Source organism: Chitinophaga niabensis, from assembly GCF_900129465.1.
Lineage (GTDB): Bacteria > Bacteroidota > Bacteroidia > Chitinophagales > Chitinophagaceae > Chitinophaga > Chitinophaga niabensis.
Genome location: NZ_FSRA01000001.1, coordinates 2,662,518 through 2,679,334, shown reverse-complemented (window position 1 = coordinate 2,679,334; position 16,817 = coordinate 2,662,518). Strand labels below are relative to the sequence as shown.

Genomic DNA, 16,817 nt, shown 5'->3' with positions numbered 1-16,817 from the left:
ATATTCAATTATACGCACAAATTCCATGTCCACACTTTCACAAATACTTGAACACAAGATCATTGCCATTATCCGTGGGGTACAGCCCCGGGATGTGTTGCCCATTGCAGAAGCCATGTATGCCGGTGGTATCCGTTTACTGGAGGTAACGATGAACTCCATCGAGCCATTGGCCGTTATCAAAGAAGTATCCGCCAAAATGGGGGATAAGATGATCATAGGGGCCGGTACGGTACTGGATGCCGCAACGGCTAAGGAGGCTGCCGCAGCCGGAGCCCGTTTCATCCTTTCCCCGATATTGGAACCTGAAGTGATCAGAACGGCCAGGGAATTGGGGGTAGTGAGTATCCCGGGTGCCTACACTGCCACTGAAATTTATGCTGCCTATAAACAAGGAGCAGACATGATCAAAGTATTCCCTGCTACTTCTGCCGCTTACATCAAAGATATCTCAGCACCGCTGCCTAAGATGCACCTGTTGCCCACAGGTGGCATTACACCGGAGAATATCAAAGATTTCCAGAAAGCCGGGGCCGCCGGCTTTGGCATCGGCAGCTCATTAGTAAATGCAAAAACGGCCGTTACGGCGGAGTATCTGCAACAGCTGACGGAAAAGTCGAAGCTGTTCATCCGCGCCCTTCAATCCTAAAAAAAACTACGTTATGAAGATAAAAAGCTACGAACTGTTCCAGGTGCCGCCACGCTGGCTGTTTCTGAAAATAGAAACGGACGAAGGTATTACCGGCTGGGGAGAACCTGTGATAGAAGGAAAAGCCGCCACCGTTAAAACCGCGGTGGATGAGCTGATGGAGTACCTGATCGGCAAAGACCCCATGCACATCGAAGACCACTGGAACGTGATGTACCGTGCCGGCTTCTATCGCGGCGGCCCCATCCTCATGAGCGCCATCGCCGGTATCGATCAGGCACTGTGGGACATCAAAGGGAAATATTACAATGCCCCTGTCTATCAACTACTCGGCGGCCAGGCGCGGGATAAAATGAAGGTCTACTCCTGGATCGGCGGCGACCGCCCTGCAGAAGTAGGGGAGGCAGCCCGCAAAATGAAGGAGCAGGGCTTCCTGGCCGTAAAGATGAATGCTACGGAAGAACTGCAATACGTGGACAGCTACGAAAAAATAGACGCCGCCATTGCGCGCATCGCAGCCGTACGCGAAGCGGGTGGCCCGGGAATGGGTATCGGCATAGATTTTCACGGCCGGGTACACAAACCCATGGCCAAAATACTTGCGAAAGAACTGGAGCCTTTCCGCCCCATGTTCATTGAAGAACCCGTGTTGCCGGAAAACAACGAAGACCTTCGCGAGATTGCGCAGCATGTAGCTATTCCTATTGCTACCGGGGAGCGTATGTTCTCCAAATGGCAGTTCAAAACATTGCTGAAAGAGGGATATGCGGATATCATTCAGCCGGATGTTTCCCATGCCGGCGGCATCACCGAATGCAAAAAGATCATTTCCATGGCGGAGGCATTTGATGTGGCGGCAGCCCCGCATTGCCCGCTGGGGCCTATTGCACTGGCCGCCTGCCTGCAGGTGGATGCTACCTGTCACAACGCTTTCATACAGGAGCAAAGCCTCGGTATTCATTACAATAAAGGCAGCGATCTGCTGGACTATCTCACAGATAAAACCGTATTCCAATACAGCGATGGTTATGTGGATATTCCTTCCAAACCCGGCCTCGGTATAGAGATCAACGAAGCACATGTAAGAAAAATGGCAGCAGAAGGTCATAACTGGCGTAACCCGGTTTGGCGCCATACGGATGGCAGTGTAGCGGAATGGTAAACACAGATCGAACCTAAACATGAAACCTACTAAAATCCGCTACCGGGTCCTGTTCCTGATATTTGTGAACGTAGTGATCAACTACATGGACAGAAGTAACCTGGCCGTAGCCGCTTCCGAAATAGACAGGGAATTTGGCTTCACGCCGGTACAACTGGGCCTGATCTTCTCCGCCTTCAGCTGGACGTACCTGGCCTTCCAGATACCCGGGGGCATCCTGGTGAACCGTTTCAGCCCGCGCATCCTGTATGCTTTTAGCCTCATCGCCTGGTCGCTTACTACAGTTATGCAGGGATTTGCAAAAGGCTTTGCCACGTTATTTGGTCTTCGTATGGCCACCGGCGTATTTGAAGCACCCGCATTTCCCATCAATAACCGCGTAGTGAGCAACTGGTTCCCTGACAATGAGCGGGCTTCTGCTATTGCAGTGTATACTTCCGGCCAGTTCCTCGGCCTGGCGTTCCTGATGCCGGTATTATCAAAGATCCAGCTCGAAGTAGGCTGGAAAGGGCTGTTTGTAGTTACAGGCCTCATTGGTATTATCTGGGGCATCATATGGTATGTCTTCTACCGTGATCCGCTCAAACACAAGGCCGTTAACACCGCAGAACTGGCGCATATTGAGAGCGGTGGCGGACTGCTGGACAAGCAACAGGCTGAAAAGAAAACCGCCTTCCGCTGGTCCGACCTCAAAGCAGTACTCTCTTACCGCAAGCTCTGGGGGATCTATATCGGCCAGTTTGCAGTGAACTCCACACTCTGGTTCTTCCTCACCTGGTTCCCGAAATATCTTGTAGACTATCGTGGCCTTGATTTCATTAAATCAGGCTATTGGGCTTCCATACCTTACCTCGCCGCATTCACAGGTATTTTGTGTTCCGGCTTTTTATCTGATCACCTGGTGAAGAAAGGAGTATCTCCTGCAAAGGCACGCAAGCGACCTATTATTATCGGTTTGCTGGTATCTGCTTTTATATTGGGAGCTAACTATGTAAGCGAACCTGCGCTCATCATCCTTTTTATGTCTGTTTCATTTTTTGGAGTAGGTTTTGCTTCTATCACCTGGATCTTTGTATCAACGCTGGCGCCTAAACATCTTATCAATCTTACCGGCGGAGTGTTTAACTTCATTGGCCAGCTGGCGGGTATTATTGTGCCTGTTGTAATAGGCTTCCTGGCCAGCGGTGGCAGCTTTGCGCCGGCATTGGTATTTGTTGCGGCGATGGGATTGCTTGGCGCATGCTCCTACATTTTCCTGGTGGGGAATGTGGAACGTATAAAAACAGGGGAAGAATGAAATACTTTTTAAGCTGTGACTGGGGTACCAGCTCCTTCCGGCTGCGGTTAGTGGAAACCGGCAGCGGGAGCGTAATAGCAGAAGAGAGGTCCGGTAACGGTATTGCCGGTACTTACCAGCAATGGCAGCAGGCATCGCAACCGCGTGAAGAATTCTTTGCTGCCATCATCAACCGGCAGATTGATGTGTTATCTGAAAGAACAGGTATTCCATTGCAGGAGGTACCGGTAGTCTTATCCGGCATGGCATCTTCCAGTATTGGTATGATGGAACTTCCTTACAAGGAGTTGCCCTTTAGCCTGAGTGGGGCAGATCTGACCGTACATACTTTCGGCAGGTTTATTATTGTTTCCGGTGCCTGCAGTGAGAATGATGTGATGCGTGGGGAAGAAACAAAAGTAGTGGGATGTTCAGCTTTGTTGCCGGATACAGCATTGCTGCTGATACCAGGTACGCATAATAAACATGTAGTAGTGAAAGGTGGCCAGGTAGTTCGTTTTAAAACTTACATGACGGGGGAGTTCTTTGATCTTTTATCTACACATAGTATCCTGGCTGCATCGGTAAACGGTGATGGCATGTTGGATGATCCGGCCTGCCGCGACTGCTTTAAATCAGGGCTACAAGCCGGGCAGTCCGAAAACCTGTTGCACGCTGCTTTTATGGTACGTACTAACCAGTTGCTTAAGAAAATACCTCCGGCATATAACAGCTTTTATTTAAGCGGGTTGCTGATAGGTGCAGAACTAAAAGAACTGCCATCTAATATGCCTGTTTTTTTGGTGGCAGGGCCGGTGCATATTCCGCTATATACTTTGGCTTGCCAGATATTGGGTATTCATGTCGGGGCTATGATAGATGCAGATGAGGCGTTGATACGGGGGCAACAGGGGGTTGTTTCGGGCCTGCATTAAGCGTTCGTAATTCTTACCTGTTTTTAATTTGATAACAGCAGTTTAACAACTTTGATGAAAAGGATTTTCTAAATAGCAATTGTTAACCTTTTTTATGTTTCATCTATTTAGAAAATGATTACGAATTTTGAAGCGCTCACCAACAAAATAAACAGCACCAGTGGAATTTTCCTGAATAAGGTACGCAAGCAAGTGAATTCAGCATATACTATGAGAAACTGGCTTATTGGTCATTATATAGTAGAGTATGAACAACATGGAGAAGATAGAGCGGTATATGGAGATAAGTTGTTAGAAAGATTAGCTGGTAGTTTAAAGAAAAATGGGTTGGTGGGAATGTCTGGGACCAATCTTAAATTATTCCGTCAACTTTATATTCTTTATCCTCAAATTGGTCAGACACTGTCTGGCGAATTTAAACAAGTTGATTTTCAAATAGTTGCAGATGGGTTGGCAACGGTTAAGTATGCTCATGAACGAAATTCCTGTTCTCCGGAAGAGCTATTAGCGAAGCTGTCTTTTTCACATTTTATAGAGCTGTTTAAGGCAGATGCAGATGTTAAGCGCATTTTCTATGAAACAGAGGCTATCAAAAATAATTGGTCTGTACGGGAATTGCAGCGTGCAATGAATAGCCTTTTATATGAAAGAACTGGTTTAAGTAAAGTGGAATTACCAATCGTAGAAAAAAAGGAGCCAGTGCCATTAATACCCGAGAATTTTTTTCGGGACCCATATATGCTGGAATTTCTTGAACTGGAAGAGAAACCCAGTTATACAGAAAGCGATCTGGAATCATCTATTATTGATCATTTGCAATCGTTTCTATTGGAATTAGGTAAAGGATTTTGTTTTGAGACCAGGCAAAAACGGATTACGTTCGACAATACACATTATCGGATAGACCTGGTTTTTTATCATCGCATCTTAAAATGCCACGTTCTTGTTGATCTTAAAATAGGGGAGTTTTCGCATGCGGATGCTGGACAGATGAATGTCTATTTGAATTATTACAGGGAGAATGAAATGAGTACCGGCGATAATCCCCCGATAGGCATCATACTTTGTGCAGGTAAAAATGAAACTTTAGTAAAGTATGCAACAGCCGGATTAGCGCATAAGCTATTTGTTTCAAAATACATGATCAATTTGCCGAGCGAGGATGAACTGGTGCAAATACTTGAAGAGGAAAGTGAAAAGGTACAGAATTAAAAGAGCGTATCTTACGCTTCATCCTTCGTATTCTTCACTAACCCTATGCCCGAAAAGAAAAAGATTAACCCTATAATTCCCACAACAATCAATTCACGGGTTTGAATGCTGTGTTTAATAAAGCCATAACCGGCATAGATCAGCCCTATGATACCCAAAACAGTTAAGACGGCGCCGAAGATGCGTTTTACATTCATATGGGGTAGTTTTAAAGGGATGGGTTGCAATATCTGTGCCGTTTAGCCACTAAAGGCCAGGTACCGCTCTACGGCCTTCTTTAAGGCTGTTGTTTGTGTTTTGTTCAGGGTGGTGAATATGTCCATATCCAGCCCGTCATTGTCCTTCTTTTTCCACGTACCTGCAATCTTTCCATCCACAATGATCATATGGGAATAGAAGGTACGGGCGCCTTCATTGAAGATATCATGACGGTCTTTGTAACTCATGCCGTATTCATCATAATCGGGCATAATGAAGGTATGCCGGACCTTTTCTTTTTTATCTACGGCCACCGGTAGCCAGATCAGTTCTTTTTCTCTTATAAAGCCGGCAGGAAGTGCTTCCGCACCTTCTTTGGCATCTTTCATGGTTAAACCGGACCAATACACGAAATCCTGCAAAGTAGCAGGGCCTCTTGTTGTAAAGTAACGTTGTACAAATTGTGCCAGGGCTTCTTCACGGCTGAGTGCTTTTACGGGTGGGACCCTTTCTTCCAGCAGCGCATAGGTGAATTGTTTGCCTTCACGCGGGCCACTGCAAATAAGCCCTTCCAGTTCCGCAAACATCATGATATAACCGAGCCTTGGCCCGGAGGCGATGATCTTAGCATCTTTTAGCGCTTTTGCCAGCGCGGTACGTTGCAGGTGTTTACCTCCCTGTAATGCTTTTCCCAGTACTTTATTACTGCGGGAGAACACTTTTGCATCCAGTTCCAGTTGTTTATAGTAGTAAGCATTTGCTGCATGTACCCTTGGGGCAGTGAGTTGCAGTAACCACCTGATATCCTGCCGATGCACGAAATGCCAGGTAGGCCGCATCAGGTGCGTGCGCAGATAGATGCCCTCGTTGAAAGATTGTTCTATCGCTTTTTCCGTTAATCCATTGGAGCGGAGATGAATAGCCCATTTGGCATGTGCATATTCCTGTGCCTGCATGGCAATGAGCCAGGAAACTACAGCACCGGCTTCTTCGCAGGCAGGTTTAGCCAGTTGCTGCGTATGCAGCCGGTGAAGGATAATGTCTTCGGTTTTCATACTCATTTCCCGATGATCTGTCTGCGATGTGCCAGCCCCCAGTAATGCAGTTCTTCCATTACTTTCTCCAGGGATCTGCCATGTTCTGTAATAGAATAATTAACCGTGGGCGGGAAGGAGTCCTGCACATCTCTTTTGATTAATTGATTTCCCTCTAAACTTTTTAATTCTTTAGACAGTGTTTTGTCTGAAATACCGCTCACCTCTTTTGATATCTGTTTGAACCGCCGGGGGCCGGTAGAAAGGGAAAACAAGATCAATAACTTCCATTTACCTTCCAGTGCTTCCAAAGCATCTTTTATAGAAAGCATATTTTTAGGGCATCCTCCTGCAGTGAGCATATATGGTATCTTTAACGGTGTTACTATCTCAAAGGAAAGCGCTTTCCTTTGAGATAGTGCTTTCCGGCAGATAACAAATATAAATACTTTTGAAAGATGAAGAAAAATACACTGCTTTGGATAGCACAATCACTTGTAGCAGGCACTTTGGCCTGGGCTGCTTATATGAAACTGTTTCAACCCGTATCCGATCTGTGGCCCTGGGCTAAGGAAGTACCGCTTGCATTGGTAAGGCTAACCGGCGTCGTAGATCTGTTAGGGGCAGCAGGCCTGATACTGCCCTCATTGCTGGATATCCGGCCAAAATTAACACCAATTGCAGCCATAGGGGTTGTTATGCTAATGATATGCGCTGCTGTTTTCCATATTATCAGGGGAGAGGCTTCAGTGATAGGTATGAATATAGTCTTTGCAATAATTGCTACCTTTATAGCCTGGGGACGGTTAAAACCAATCAGAAATGAAACACATACAACCACATAATATCAAGACTATCAGCGAATACCATCAGCACATGGATCTGCCGAAACCCTTGCATCCCCTGATCAGTGTTATCAACTTTGAGGATATTAAGCGCTCACCCGGTACTATCCTGCATAATTTCTATTCCATCGCACTGAAAAGGAATTTTAATTGCAAGATGCGGTATGGCCAGCAAGTGTATGATTTTGACGAAGGACTGATGAGCTTCATTTCTCCCGGCCAGGTATTTTCCATCGAAGCAGCTGATGACTTTCGGCATACCGGATGGCTGGTGATCGTGCATCCCGACTTTTTATGGAATACCCCACTGGCTAAAAAGATTAAACAATATGAGTATTTCAGCTATGCTGTACACGAAGCCCTCCATCTTTCAGAAAAAGAAGAATTAACCATTACAAACCTTATACACAATATAGCACAGGAACACCACGCCAGCATTGATAAGTTTAGCCAGGATGTGATCATTGCCCAGCTGGACCTGCTGCTGATCTATGCAGAACGTTTCTATCAACGCCAGTTCATTACCCGTAAGATCTCCAGCCACAGGATCCTGGAGCGGTTGGAAGAGGTGCTTGCATCCTGGTTCAGAGAGGAAAAAGGAATACCCACCGTGCAGTACATTGCGGATACATTAAATGTATCTCCCAATTACCTGAGTGTGATGCTGAAAGTATTAACCGGCCAAAGTACCCAGCAGCATATACACGATAAACTGATCGAAAAGGCAAAAGAGAAATTGTCCACCACAGACCTGACCGTTAGTGAAATTGCCTATGAACTGGGCTTTGAACATTCCCAGTCCTTCAGTAAGTTATTCAAGAGCAAAACCAATTCTTCCCCGGTGGCATTCCGGAATTCCTTCAATTAAAGAAAAGGCTACAACAATCAGAGATTCAGCTACAGGGAAAAACTCCGGAGTAGGGACCTTTATGTTATGAAAATAATAACAACAGGTTCCCTGGGGAACATAGGATTGCCATTGATAAAAGACCTGGTACTGAAAGGCCATATGGTTACAGTCATTAGCAGTAATGCTGCAAAGAAAGCAGATATTGAAGCACTCGGTGCTACAGCCGCCATCGGCTCACTGGACGACCGGGATTTTCTAACGGAGACTTTCACCGGCGCAGATGCTGTGTATATAATGGTCCCGCCCGGCTATGCAGAAACAGATCAAGTGGCGTATTACAAAAGACTTGCAGGTAATTATGCACATGCCATTCAACAGTCTGGTATAAAGAGGGTAGTACACCTCAGCAGTTATGGTGCACATCTGGATAAAGGTACCGGCTTCATCCTGGGCGCACATCATGCGGAAATTATACTGAACCAGCTGTCCGGCATTTCTCTTACACATCTTCGCCCCGGCTATTTCTATCCTAATCTTTACAGGTTTACAGATATGATAAAAGGGGCAGGCTTTATCGGTTCAAATTATGGTGGCGATGATAAACTCGTAATGGTTGCCCCGGCAGACATTGCCACTGTTGCTGCGGAAGAACTGGAGAAAACATCCGCTACACAAAACATCCGTTATATTGTCAGTGATGAACGTACCGCCAGTGAGGTAGCCAGTGTATTAGGTAAAGCAATTGGTAAACCGGATCTGCAATGGCTATTACTTACTGAGGAACAAACGAAAAGTGGTTTGGAACAGGCCGGATTACCTTCCTTCTTTATTGTCAATATCCTGCAATTGAATAATAGCATTCATACAGGTGTATTACAGGAAGATTATAAGGAACAGGGGATCGGTCCATTAGGGAAAACAAAGCTGGAAGAGTTTGCAAAAGAATTTGCCGCTGCATTCTAAAAAGAAGCCCGTACATATTGTACGGGCTTTACGTTTTTAATACCATCTGTCTGCATGCGCCATTTCAACATCCTGTTTATACTTTTCAGGAATTTTATTGTTGAGGATGCTGCTGGGTTCCAGGGATGGGAAAATATCTTCAAAGGTCCTTACCTCGTTCATGAATACGCGGCGGTAGATATGTGAGCGTGTCAGTTTCTTATAATCGTCAATACCTGCGGCACCCATGAGTTCTACAAAGGTTTTCACGGTATCTTCATGATAGTTGGCTACCCGCTGCTTTTTATCAGCCACTACCAGCCCGATAGATAAGGCAGGGTCCTGTGTAGCTACGCCGGTTGGGCATTTATTAGAGTTGCACTGCAAGGCCTGGATACACCCGATTGCCATCATCATGGCACGTGCACTGTTGCAGGCATCTGCACCCAAGGCTATGGCCCTCAGGATATGGAAGCCGGAGAGGATCTTACCGGAAGCGATGATCTTAATATGTTTGCGGATATCGTAACCTACCAGGATATTGTGCACAAAAGCCAGTCCATCCAGTAAAGGAGCTCCTACGTGATTGGAGAATTCCTGCGGGGCAGCACCTGTTCCACCTTCACCACCATCCACGGTAATAAAGTCCGGGTAGAGGTTCAGTTCTATCATGGCTTTACAGATGCCGATGAATTCACTCTTCCGTCCGATACATAATTTGAAACCTACGGGTTTGCCGCCGGAAAGCTCACGCATCTGCTGGAGCAGTAATACCAGTTCACGCGGATTATTAAATGCGCTGTGATAAGGAGGGGAGTATACAGTAGTACCCGCTTTTACGTGCCGGATGGCAGCGATCTCCGGGGTGTTCTTTTTAGCTGGTAAAATACCCCCGTGACCAGGTTTTGCTCCCTGGGATAGTTTCAGTTCTATCATCCTGATCTGCGGTGCAGAAGATGTTTGGGCAAATAGTTCCGGTGAAAAGTTGCCGTCTTCATCCCGGCAGCCGAAATATCCCGTACCTACCTGCCAGATAATATCCCCGTTATGTTTAAGGTGATAAGGGCTGATGCCACCTTCACCGGTATTATGCGCAAAGTTGCCAATTTTTGCACCTGCATTCAATGCTTCGATGGCATTACTGCTCAAAGAACCGAAGCTCATAGCGGATACGTTGAAGATGCTGGCGGAATAAGGAAGTTTACAGTCCTTATTGCCGATCAGTACCCGTGGGTTATGGTCCAGGTTACGGAAATCTTTGGGAGAGATGGAATGGCTCATCCATTCGTATCCTTCTTCATATACATCCAGTTGTGTACCGAAGGGCATAGTGTCCATTTCTTTTTTAGCACGCTGGTAAATGGTGGAGCGGTCTATGCGGTTAATGGGGCGTCCGTCAATATCAGATTCCACAAAGTACTGGTACATCTTAGGCCGCAATGCTTCCATCCAGTAACGCATCCGGCCAAAAACAGGGTAAGTGCGCATGATAGAGTGTTTGGTCTGCCGCATATCATTGATCCCCATAACAAACAGCGCCACGATCATAGCCAGGATCACGTACCACCACGGGCTTGCAAAGTAGCCAAGCAGAGCAGTGCCTATAATCCCTATGATTGCGCTAATGATAAATCCTTTACGCATGTTGGTCTCTTTTAATCAATGGCAAATGTAGGGAATTAAACAATTGCTTACTGAATTGAGAGAGGGGGGATGCAAACCATCAAATACAACTGTGATCTTTTTCATAAGAAAAGTGCCCTTGCAGAACGCAAAGGCACTTTGTTTTGCAATTCCTTACGCTGTTGGAACTGCCATTCTCACTTCCACAACCGCACCCACTTGTATAATGGGGCAGCCTTTAGCAATTTCCACGGCCTCTTCATAGTCATTAGCCTTTATCAGGAACAACCCGCCTAACGATTTCTTCATCTCAGCATATGGCCCGGTAGATACCGTATTATCCGGTTTTACTACACGGCCATCTGTATCCCATCTCTTTGGTGGATTCACCAGTCTGTCTTGCGCAGCGATGCTGCTGATCCAATCCTGGTAAGGTCTCATGGCTTCTTTCATTTGCTCTGGCGTTGGTTTGGGGTTCTTGCCCGTCAGATCCCTGTGGATAGCGATTAAAAATTCCTGCATTAGTATTTGTTTTTTTATGATTAAAAGAAATGTTTTGGTGTATTAGTCCTCTACATTAGGTGGCAGTTCCTCATTCATGTGGATGGCATCATCCATGAATTCACTTCCGTCACTGGTATTCCCTTCCGGGAAAGGCCTCTTAGCATGATTTTAAGCGGTTATTCAGGAGCAGTACTGAACGTATTGTTAAAACGATTCCAGGTATTGATGGTGGTAATGATCAGTGTGAGGTCTACCAGTTCTTCCTCAGAAAAGAATTGCCCCGCGTTCTTATAAACCAGGTCAGTCATGGCGGCGGCGGTAACAGCTTCGGCAAAAGCGAAAGCAGCTTTTTCGCGATCGCTGTACCAGTTGGTTTGCCTCCAGGTACTCAGACCATACAGGCGCTTTTCTGTTTCACCCTTTGCCTTTGCGTTCTTATAGTGCATGTCAATGCAGTAAGCACAGGAATTGATCTGAGATACCCGTAGATTGATGAGCTCGCGAAGATTTACTTCAATGGGAGATTTACTTAAATATGCACCGATATTAAAGAGCGTTTTTAAGGCCTCCCGGCCTTTTTCGGCGATGTTAATTCTGGCTTCCATGTGTGCTTAGTTTTTTGGCCAATTCGAAATTCATATTCTCTGCGTAAGCTCCATAGCCATCTACTAACGTGCCTTTAACCCCTGTTGAGGAAGAGATGGCATAGAGTACAGCACTGTCTTCAGGATTGGAGTCTTCCTCAAAGCGGTAGACTTCGTCAATATGAAATTCTTCGGGGTACAGACGAAGGTCCAGGTCGCCACAGTAGAGGCAGCTTGGTTCAACGGAGAAATCCTCCGTATACCCCCTGCTCTTAACATCGGCCAGTGCATCTATCAGGGTCGGGAAACTTTTCATAAGGAGATCTTTTTAAGGTGAAAGGTTGCGAAAGTGGTTTTATTTTTCATTGCTAATTGGTTTTGGATTTATCGCGAGACTAATCTTATGCCATTTTTTTAGATGACTGATTTGCAGTAATTTAATTTTTACAGCCAGGGTTGTATTATTGTTATATCAATAATTATTGAATAAACACATGGCTAGTTGATTGACTAATAATACTTTGTGATTTAGAAATGGAACTTTTGTAATTTGCAATAACAAAATGTTGCCCATTGAAAGCGAAAATTTTAATTGTGGAGGATCAGTTTATTGAAGCCAAGGGACTCAATATTATCCTCACGAACGCAGGATATGCCACCTGCACTATCGCGAGATCGGTTGCCGTTGCATTAACTGTCATTGAAAAAGAAAAACCGGATCTGGTATTGGTAGATATTTTTTTGCAGGGAGAAGGTACAGGTATTGATCTCGGGAGGATCTTAAACGAAAAGAACATGGCCTTTGTTTATCTGTCTGCTAATTCAAACAGGCAGATCCTGGAGGAGGCAAAATCAACCAGACCTTATGGTTTTATGGTAAAGCCATTCCGTGCAAAAGATGTATTGATCATGCTGGATGTGGCGCTGTACCTCCATCAACACAGGATGGAAGAAAGTGCCCTGCAGGCCTTATCACAGAAATCCCTGCCGGTTGCACTTCCTGCAGAGTTCAGCCACCTGGTGGGCAAAAGCAAAAAATTCACGGAAGCATTGGAACAAGCGAGACTTGTTGGACCCATGGATACTTCTGTGTTGATCCTGGGAGAAAGCGGTACCGGAAAAGAATTGATCGCGCATTCCATTCATAAGTATTCTACGCGTAAGAATAAGCCCTTCGTTGTTGTCAATTGTGGTGCATTGCCGGCTAACCTGATCGAGTCTGAATTATTCGGTCATGAAAAAGGTTCTTTCACAGGAGCAATTGCAAGGAGGGCAGGTAAGTTTGAACTGGCGGATGGTGGTACTATTTTCCTCGATGAAATAGGAGAGCTGCCCCTTGAACTCCAGGTCAAATTTCTAAGGGTACTCCAGGAAAAAGAAATAGAACCCATTGGAGGCAAACCGCAAAAGATCAATGTAAGGGTACTGGCTGCCACGAATAAAGACCTGGAAGAAGAGGTGGCAGCGGGGCGTTTCCGCATAGATCTGTATTACCGCCTGAACGTGTTCCCTTTAATGTTGCCTTCCCTGCGCGAAAGAAAAGAAGACATTCCCTTACTGGCAGAATACTTCTTAAAGAAATACAGCGAAGGGAAAGTTCCAACACTGGCAAAAGAAGCGTTGGATAAGCTCATGGGATATAACTGGCCGGGTAATATCAGGGAACTGGAAAATACCATTCAGCGGAATGTAGTAATGGCCAATGGAACTGTTATGGAGTCGATAGAAATACCTGTTTCCAAATTAGCACCTGTACCTGCTATTAATGATAAGAACAAGTTTAAAACGATGATGGAAAACGAGCGGGACCACATACTGGCCGTACTCGAAAGCTGCAACTGGAAGATCTCCGGGAAAGGAGGTGCTGCTGAAATACTGGATATAAATGTTAATACACTCAATTCGAGGATCAAGAAACTGGGCATTGAAAAAGAGATCGTTGCCAGGAAGAGTTAAGGATAATTACTTATTTTAGAGTAAACAGGGAACATGAAGGCCGTACATTTACTTTTATCCCTTTGTTTTTTGTTTTGTTCCCACCCCATCTTTGGTCAAACCAATGCTGGTAGATCGTCTTTTGGTTATTCCATTCCCAAGCAGCGCCTTCAGTTCGAATTGACCACTTCCTTCGTGTATTTTGTAATGCTAAGGAGGCTGGATATGGACAGTGCAGCTATTTTGGTGAGCGAAGGAGAACATCTGCCGCATTCCCTCTATTACGACAGGGATTTTATCGATGGCCCGGATAATCAGATTAAATCCTTATTGAGGCAGGGAAGTTATTATCTCTTCAAAGCAGGTGCCGACAAAAAAGATCTTGATGCTGCATTGCCCTTCTTCCTTTCTGCGAAGGCAGAGGCGGACAAAACCAGGGATGTTTATTGGAGGAATGCTGCACTAACCTTGCTTGCTAAATACTATCTCCAAAGTAATGAACCTGCAAAAAGCAAGGACTATTTTACACAAGCAGTGAACCTCGCCAGGAGATCTAATAATCCTGTAATACTTGCCAGGGCACTGGCTAACAGGGGAACAGCGGCAGGTTTTGACGATCCGCAAAAAGAAGCAGACTTCAATGAATCCCTCAAATTAGTCAGGCAGCAAAGGGATACTGTTTCCGAGATAAAAATGTTAACCGGTATTTACGAGGTTCATTTCGTACAACAAAAGTTTGATACTGTTAAAAAACAATTATTGCATGTTACAGAACTGGAAAAGCTAATAGGTTTTAAGCATACGCATTACAACCACTATGTGCTTTCATACCTGAATTTTTTTGTGGGAGACATGACGGATGGATTTACGGAATGCAAGGAGGCCATTGCCATCATGGAGGCCAACCAGGATTTTGCATTTTCCAGTTTCTTCTATGGCAATATGGGCTATCAGTACCTGCGCTTCGAAAACTATGAAAAGGCCATGGAATGGCTAAATAAAAGCATTCAGCGGGAGCCGGTGAATGTAGCTAAAAGGATCTGGTACGCCGATTTTTATTTTATCGCCATTGGGATCTCAACATTCGGAGAACCGCAACTGGCGCTTCAGCTTGTACAAAAGACAATTGCTGCTTATCCTCCCGAATCAATGGTGGAAAAAATGCATGTAGCACATGTTTTAGGCAAGATCCATCACCAGTTGGGCAAATTGGACCTTGCGGGGAAATATTATGATGAAATGTTGCCTTACCTGGATTCATTGCAGGAAGATAGGGGAGAAAAGGAAGTATTATTTTACGCATATGGCAATCTAACCCTTTATCACATTAAGGTTGGTAATATCAAACTGGCTAAACAGTATTTTGAAAAGTCTAAAAGCTTCATGGATATAACCCGCCCATTTAATGTGAATAAAATGCATCTGATGCAGTATAAGATAGATTCCAGTGAAGGTAACTATCTGAATGCGCTAAATGAATTTCACATAATGCAGGAGCAGGACGACAGCATGTATAATGTGATAAAGGCAAGGCAGTTCGTAGAGCTGCAGATCCAATATCAGACGGAAAGCAAGGATAAAGACATAGAATTGCTAAAACAAAAGGACAAAACACAACAGGCTATACTCGAACGGTCAGACCTCATGAAGAACATCACCCTGGCCGGCATCCTGGTAATGATCTTAATCACGGCACTGGTATATATACAATACCGCAACAAACAAAAAAGCAATATAGCGATCAATGAAAAGAATAAGATGCTGGAACAATTGGTGAAGGACAAGGAATGGCTGGTGAAAGAGATCCATCACCGGGTGAAGAACAACTTCCATGTGGTGGCAAGCCTGCTGGAGATCCAGTCCAGCTACCTGAAGAACAAGGCAGCCCTTTCCGCCATTAAAGACAGCCAGCACAGGATCCACTCTATGTCCATCATCCATCAGAAGCTCTATCAGTCAGAAACACTGTCTACCATCCATATGCCTGAGTATATCTATGAACTGGTGGAATATCTCCGGGAAAGTTATGGCATTCGCGGGAACATCCGTTTTGAGCTGCATGTGGAAAAGATAGAACTGAACCATGCCTCTGCCATTACATTAGGCCTGATCCTGAACGAGGCCATCACCAACTCCATTAAATATGCATTTGGCCACACCGCGGAAGGAAAGATATCTATTTCCCTGGCCCATATTTCAGACACAGAGATCATGTTGAGTGTTTCAGACAACGGCCGCGGCCTGCCGGCGGACTTTAATGACCGTATTGGCGCCTCCATGGGCATGGAGTTGTTGCAGGGGCTTACTGATGATATAGGAGGTACCTTCAATATTCAAACGGATGAAGGAACACATATTAATATTATCTTCCCCTTAAAGGGTGAATAGAAAATCTACCCGATACACCCTATCTTTAACCCCCAAATGAATGAACAGGCGCTAGTGCAGCAACTCCGCTCCGGAGATCCATCCGCTTTCCGTTTACTCTACGAACGGTACGCTCCCCGCCTTGCCGCTTTCGCTACCCGCTTTAAAGCAGGCAGGGAAGAAGCAGACGAGATCGTTCAGGAAACCTTCATCCGCATCTGGAAACACCGGGACCGGATAGATGCCGGTTCCCCCTTCGAGGCTTATGTGATCACTATCGCCAGGAACCTCATTTACAACCAGATCAGGAAGGCAGGTCACCAGCAAACCTATATCCGGGAGATCACCAACCAGTTCAACCAGCAGGACCCAGCCGTGAATGCCAGGGAGTTACAGCAGCTCATTGGCAAAACCATGCAGGAATTGCCGGATAAATGCCGCGCCATCTTCCGGAAAAGCCGCCTGGAAGGATATTCAAATGCCCAGATAGCAGAGGAGATGGCAATTTCAAAGAGCACCGTAGAGAACCAGCTGAACAAAGCCCTGAAGATCATGCGCAAAAGCCTTGAAAGTCATGGTTATAGCACTTCACTCATGGCCATTCTCTTTATTTTCAATAAATTTTTATAAACCCCGTAGGTGCAAAGGCATACTCAGGTGTATGCTTATATGTACCGGGCAGGAAAACTTAAAACAGCGCT

Annotated in this window: 18 protein-coding genes; 11 read left to right on the top strand and 7 right to left on the bottom strand. The window is 45.5% G+C overall.

Annotated features, from left to right (window positions below; all coding sequences use genetic code 11):
* Nucleotides 1-25 precede the first annotated feature (25 nt).
* From BUR42_RS10450 to BUR42_RS10430, 5 genes are all read left to right on the top strand, one after another.
* Nucleotides 26-649, top strand: a complete 624-nt coding sequence (locus BUR42_RS10450; RefSeq protein WP_074239177.1) for a bifunctional 4-hydroxy-2-oxoglutarate aldolase/2-dehydro-3-deoxy-phosphogluconate aldolase — start codon at nucleotides 26-28, stop codon at nucleotides 647-649.
* A gap of 13 nt (nucleotides 650-662) precedes the next feature.
* On the top strand, nucleotides 663-1,811 hold the full coding sequence (gene dgoD, locus BUR42_RS10445) for a galactonate dehydratase (protein WP_074239176.1): 1,149 nt from the start codon (nucleotides 663-665) through the stop codon (nucleotides 1,809-1,811).
* A gap of 19 nt (nucleotides 1,812-1,830) precedes the next feature.
* Nucleotides 1,831-3,108, top strand: a complete 1,278-nt coding sequence (locus BUR42_RS10440) for an MFS transporter (protein ID WP_074239175.1) — start codon at nucleotides 1,831-1,833, stop codon at nucleotides 3,106-3,108.
* Entirely contained in the window at nucleotides 3,105-4,022 is a 918-nt protein-coding gene (locus tag BUR42_RS10435) for a 2-dehydro-3-deoxygalactonokinase (protein ID WP_074239174.1), read from the top strand. Before BUR42_RS10440 ends, BUR42_RS10435 begins: the two co-directional genes overlap by 4 nt.
* Nucleotides 4,023-4,136: 114 nt before the next feature.
* Entirely contained in the window at nucleotides 4,137-5,234 is a 1,098-nt protein-coding gene (locus BUR42_RS10430; RefSeq protein WP_074239173.1) for a PDDEXK nuclease domain-containing protein, read from the top strand.
* 11 nt (nucleotides 5,235-5,245) lie between these two features.
* Here the strand turns inward: BUR42_RS10430 and BUR42_RS10425 are convergent, their stop codons facing one another.
* The 3 genes from BUR42_RS10425 to BUR42_RS10415 are packed head-to-tail and all read right to left on the bottom strand — an operon-like array spanning nucleotide 5,246 to nucleotide 6,798.
* The gene (locus tag BUR42_RS10425) at nucleotides 5,246-5,431 is read right to left on the bottom strand and encodes a hypothetical protein (protein WP_074239172.1); all 186 of its coding nucleotides are present in this window, start codon (nucleotides 5,429-5,431) and stop codon (nucleotides 5,246-5,248) included.
* A gap of 42 nt (nucleotides 5,432-5,473) precedes the next feature.
* Complete coding sequence (locus BUR42_RS10420; RefSeq protein ID WP_074239171.1) at nucleotides 5,474-6,487, bottom strand: winged helix DNA-binding domain-containing protein; 1,014 nt, start codon at nucleotides 6,485-6,487, stop codon at nucleotides 5,474-5,476.
* Nucleotides 6,488-6,489: 2 nt separating this feature from the next.
* Nucleotides 6,490-6,798, bottom strand: coding sequence for a winged helix-turn-helix transcriptional regulator (locus BUR42_RS10415; protein ID WP_234979648.1), 309 nt, complete (start codon nucleotides 6,796-6,798; stop codon nucleotides 6,490-6,492).
* Nucleotides 6,799-6,924: 126 nt separating this feature from the next.
* On the opposite strand from BUR42_RS10415, the gene BUR42_RS10410 reads away from it, so the two are divergent.
* From BUR42_RS10410 to BUR42_RS10400, 3 genes are all read left to right on the top strand, one after another.
* Nucleotides 6,925-7,311 carry a DoxX family protein gene (locus BUR42_RS10410; protein ID WP_074239169.1) on the top strand — a complete coding sequence of 129 codons (387 nt, stop codon included), beginning with the start codon at nucleotides 6,925-6,927 and terminating at the stop codon, nucleotides 7,309-7,311.
* A complete protein-coding gene (locus BUR42_RS10405) occupies nucleotides 7,289-8,179 on the top strand; it encodes a helix-turn-helix domain-containing protein (RefSeq protein WP_074239168.1) in 891 nt (296 codons plus the stop codon). Before BUR42_RS10410 ends, BUR42_RS10405 begins: the two co-directional genes overlap by 23 nt.
* Before the next feature lie 66 nt (nucleotides 8,180-8,245).
* On the top strand, nucleotides 8,246-9,124 hold the full coding sequence (locus BUR42_RS10400) for an NmrA family NAD(P)-binding protein (RefSeq protein ID WP_074239167.1): 879 nt from the start codon (nucleotides 8,246-8,248) through the stop codon (nucleotides 9,122-9,124).
* Between the two features lie 36 nt (nucleotides 9,125-9,160).
* Here the strand turns inward: BUR42_RS10400 and BUR42_RS10395 are convergent, their stop codons facing one another.
* The 4 genes from BUR42_RS10395 to BUR42_RS10380 all read right to left on the bottom strand — a co-directional run bounded on the left by BUR42_RS10395 (nucleotide 9,161) and on the right by BUR42_RS10380 (nucleotide 12,130).
* On the bottom strand, nucleotides 9,161-10,747 hold the full coding sequence (locus tag BUR42_RS10395) for an FMN-binding glutamate synthase family protein (RefSeq protein ID WP_074239166.1): 1,587 nt from the start codon (nucleotides 10,745-10,747) through the stop codon (nucleotides 9,161-9,163).
* A 153-nt stretch (nucleotides 10,748-10,900) separates the two neighbouring features.
* Nucleotides 10,901-11,248, bottom strand: a complete 348-nt coding sequence (locus BUR42_RS10390) for a YciI family protein (RefSeq protein WP_074239165.1) — start codon at nucleotides 11,246-11,248, stop codon at nucleotides 10,901-10,903.
* 158 nt (nucleotides 11,249-11,406) lie between these two features.
* Nucleotides 11,407-11,835 (bottom strand): carboxymuconolactone decarboxylase family protein, encoded by a 429-nt coding sequence (locus BUR42_RS10385; RefSeq protein WP_074239164.1) that lies wholly within the window; start codon nucleotides 11,833-11,835, stop codon nucleotides 11,407-11,409.
* Nucleotides 11,819-12,130: a phosphoribosylpyrophosphate synthetase gene (locus tag BUR42_RS10380; protein WP_074239163.1), complete on the bottom strand. Its 312-nt coding sequence runs from the start codon at nucleotides 12,128-12,130 to the stop codon at nucleotides 11,819-11,821. The genes BUR42_RS10385 and BUR42_RS10380 overlap by 17 nt, the downstream gene beginning before the upstream one ends.
* A 278-nt stretch (nucleotides 12,131-12,408) precedes the next feature.
* Between BUR42_RS10380 and BUR42_RS10375 the strand changes: the two genes are divergently transcribed.
* Genes BUR42_RS10375 through BUR42_RS10365 form a run of 3 tightly spaced genes read left to right on the top strand, consistent with a single transcriptional unit; the run spans nucleotide 12,409 to nucleotide 16,746 of the window.
* Nucleotides 12,409-13,770 (top strand): sigma-54-dependent transcriptional regulator, encoded by a 1,362-nt coding sequence (locus BUR42_RS10375; protein WP_234979647.1) that lies wholly within the window; start codon nucleotides 12,409-12,411, stop codon nucleotides 13,768-13,770.
* Between the two features lie 33 nt (nucleotides 13,771-13,803).
* On the top strand, nucleotides 13,804-16,137 hold the full coding sequence (locus tag BUR42_RS10370; protein ID WP_084185498.1) for a histidine kinase dimerization/phosphoacceptor domain -containing protein: 2,334 nt from the start codon (nucleotides 13,804-13,806) through the stop codon (nucleotides 16,135-16,137).
* A 36-nt stretch (nucleotides 16,138-16,173) separates the two neighbouring features.
* On the top strand, nucleotides 16,174-16,746 hold the full coding sequence (locus BUR42_RS10365) for an RNA polymerase sigma factor (protein ID WP_074239160.1): 573 nt from the start codon (nucleotides 16,174-16,176) through the stop codon (nucleotides 16,744-16,746).
* The last annotated feature ends 71 nt before the right edge of the window (nucleotides 16,747-16,817 follow it).

Excerpts from the sequence above, each read along its gene's own strand:
- BUR42_RS10450 (WP_074239177.1), top strand. The coding sequence starts at position 26 with ATGTCCACACTTTCACAAATACTTGAACACAAGATCATTGCCATTATC.
- dgoD (WP_074239176.1), top strand. The coding sequence starts at position 663 with ATGAAGATAAAAAGCTACGAACTGTTCCAGGTGCCGCCACGCTGGCTG.
- BUR42_RS10440 (WP_074239175.1), top strand. The coding sequence starts at position 1,831 with ATGAAACCTACTAAAATCCGCTACCGGGTCCTGTTCCTGATATTTGTG.
- BUR42_RS10435 (WP_074239174.1), top strand. The coding sequence starts at position 3,105 with ATGAAATACTTTTTAAGCTGTGACTGGGGTACCAGCTCCTTCCGGCTG.
- BUR42_RS10430 (WP_074239173.1), top strand. The coding sequence starts at position 4,137 with ATGATTACGAATTTTGAAGCGCTCACCAACAAAATAAACAGCACCAGT.
- BUR42_RS10425 (WP_074239172.1), bottom strand. The coding sequence starts at position 5,431 with ATGAATGTAAAACGCATCTTCGGCGCCGTCTTAACTGTTTTGGGTATC.
- BUR42_RS10420 (WP_074239171.1), bottom strand. The coding sequence starts at position 6,487 with ATGAAAACCGAAGACATTATCCTTCACCGGCTGCATACGCAGCAACTG.
- BUR42_RS10415 (WP_234979648.1), bottom strand. The coding sequence starts at position 6,798 with ATGCTTTCTATAAAAGATGCTTTGGAAGCACTGGAAGGTAAATGGAAG.
- BUR42_RS10410 (WP_074239169.1), top strand. The coding sequence starts at position 6,925 with ATGAAGAAAAATACACTGCTTTGGATAGCACAATCACTTGTAGCAGGC.
- BUR42_RS10405 (WP_074239168.1), top strand. The coding sequence starts at position 7,289 with ATGAAACACATACAACCACATAATATCAAGACTATCAGCGAATACCAT.
- BUR42_RS10400 (WP_074239167.1), top strand. The coding sequence starts at position 8,246 with ATGAAAATAATAACAACAGGTTCCCTGGGGAACATAGGATTGCCATTG.
- BUR42_RS10395 (WP_074239166.1), bottom strand. The coding sequence starts at position 10,747 with ATGCGTAAAGGATTTATCATTAGCGCAATCATAGGGATTATAGGCACT.
- BUR42_RS10390 (WP_074239165.1), bottom strand. The coding sequence starts at position 11,248 with ATGCAGGAATTTTTAATCGCTATCCACAGGGATCTGACGGGCAAGAAC.
- BUR42_RS10385 (WP_074239164.1), bottom strand. The coding sequence starts at position 11,835 with ATGGAAGCCAGAATTAACATCGCCGAAAAAGGCCGGGAGGCCTTAAAA.
- BUR42_RS10380 (WP_074239163.1), bottom strand. The coding sequence starts at position 12,130 with ATGAAAAGTTTCCCGACCCTGATAGATGCACTGGCCGATGTTAAGAGC.
- BUR42_RS10370 (WP_084185498.1), top strand. The coding sequence starts at position 13,804 with ATGAAGGCCGTACATTTACTTTTATCCCTTTGTTTTTTGTTTTGTTCC.
- BUR42_RS10365 (WP_074239160.1), top strand. The coding sequence starts at position 16,174 with ATGAATGAACAGGCGCTAGTGCAGCAACTCCGCTCCGGAGATCCATCC.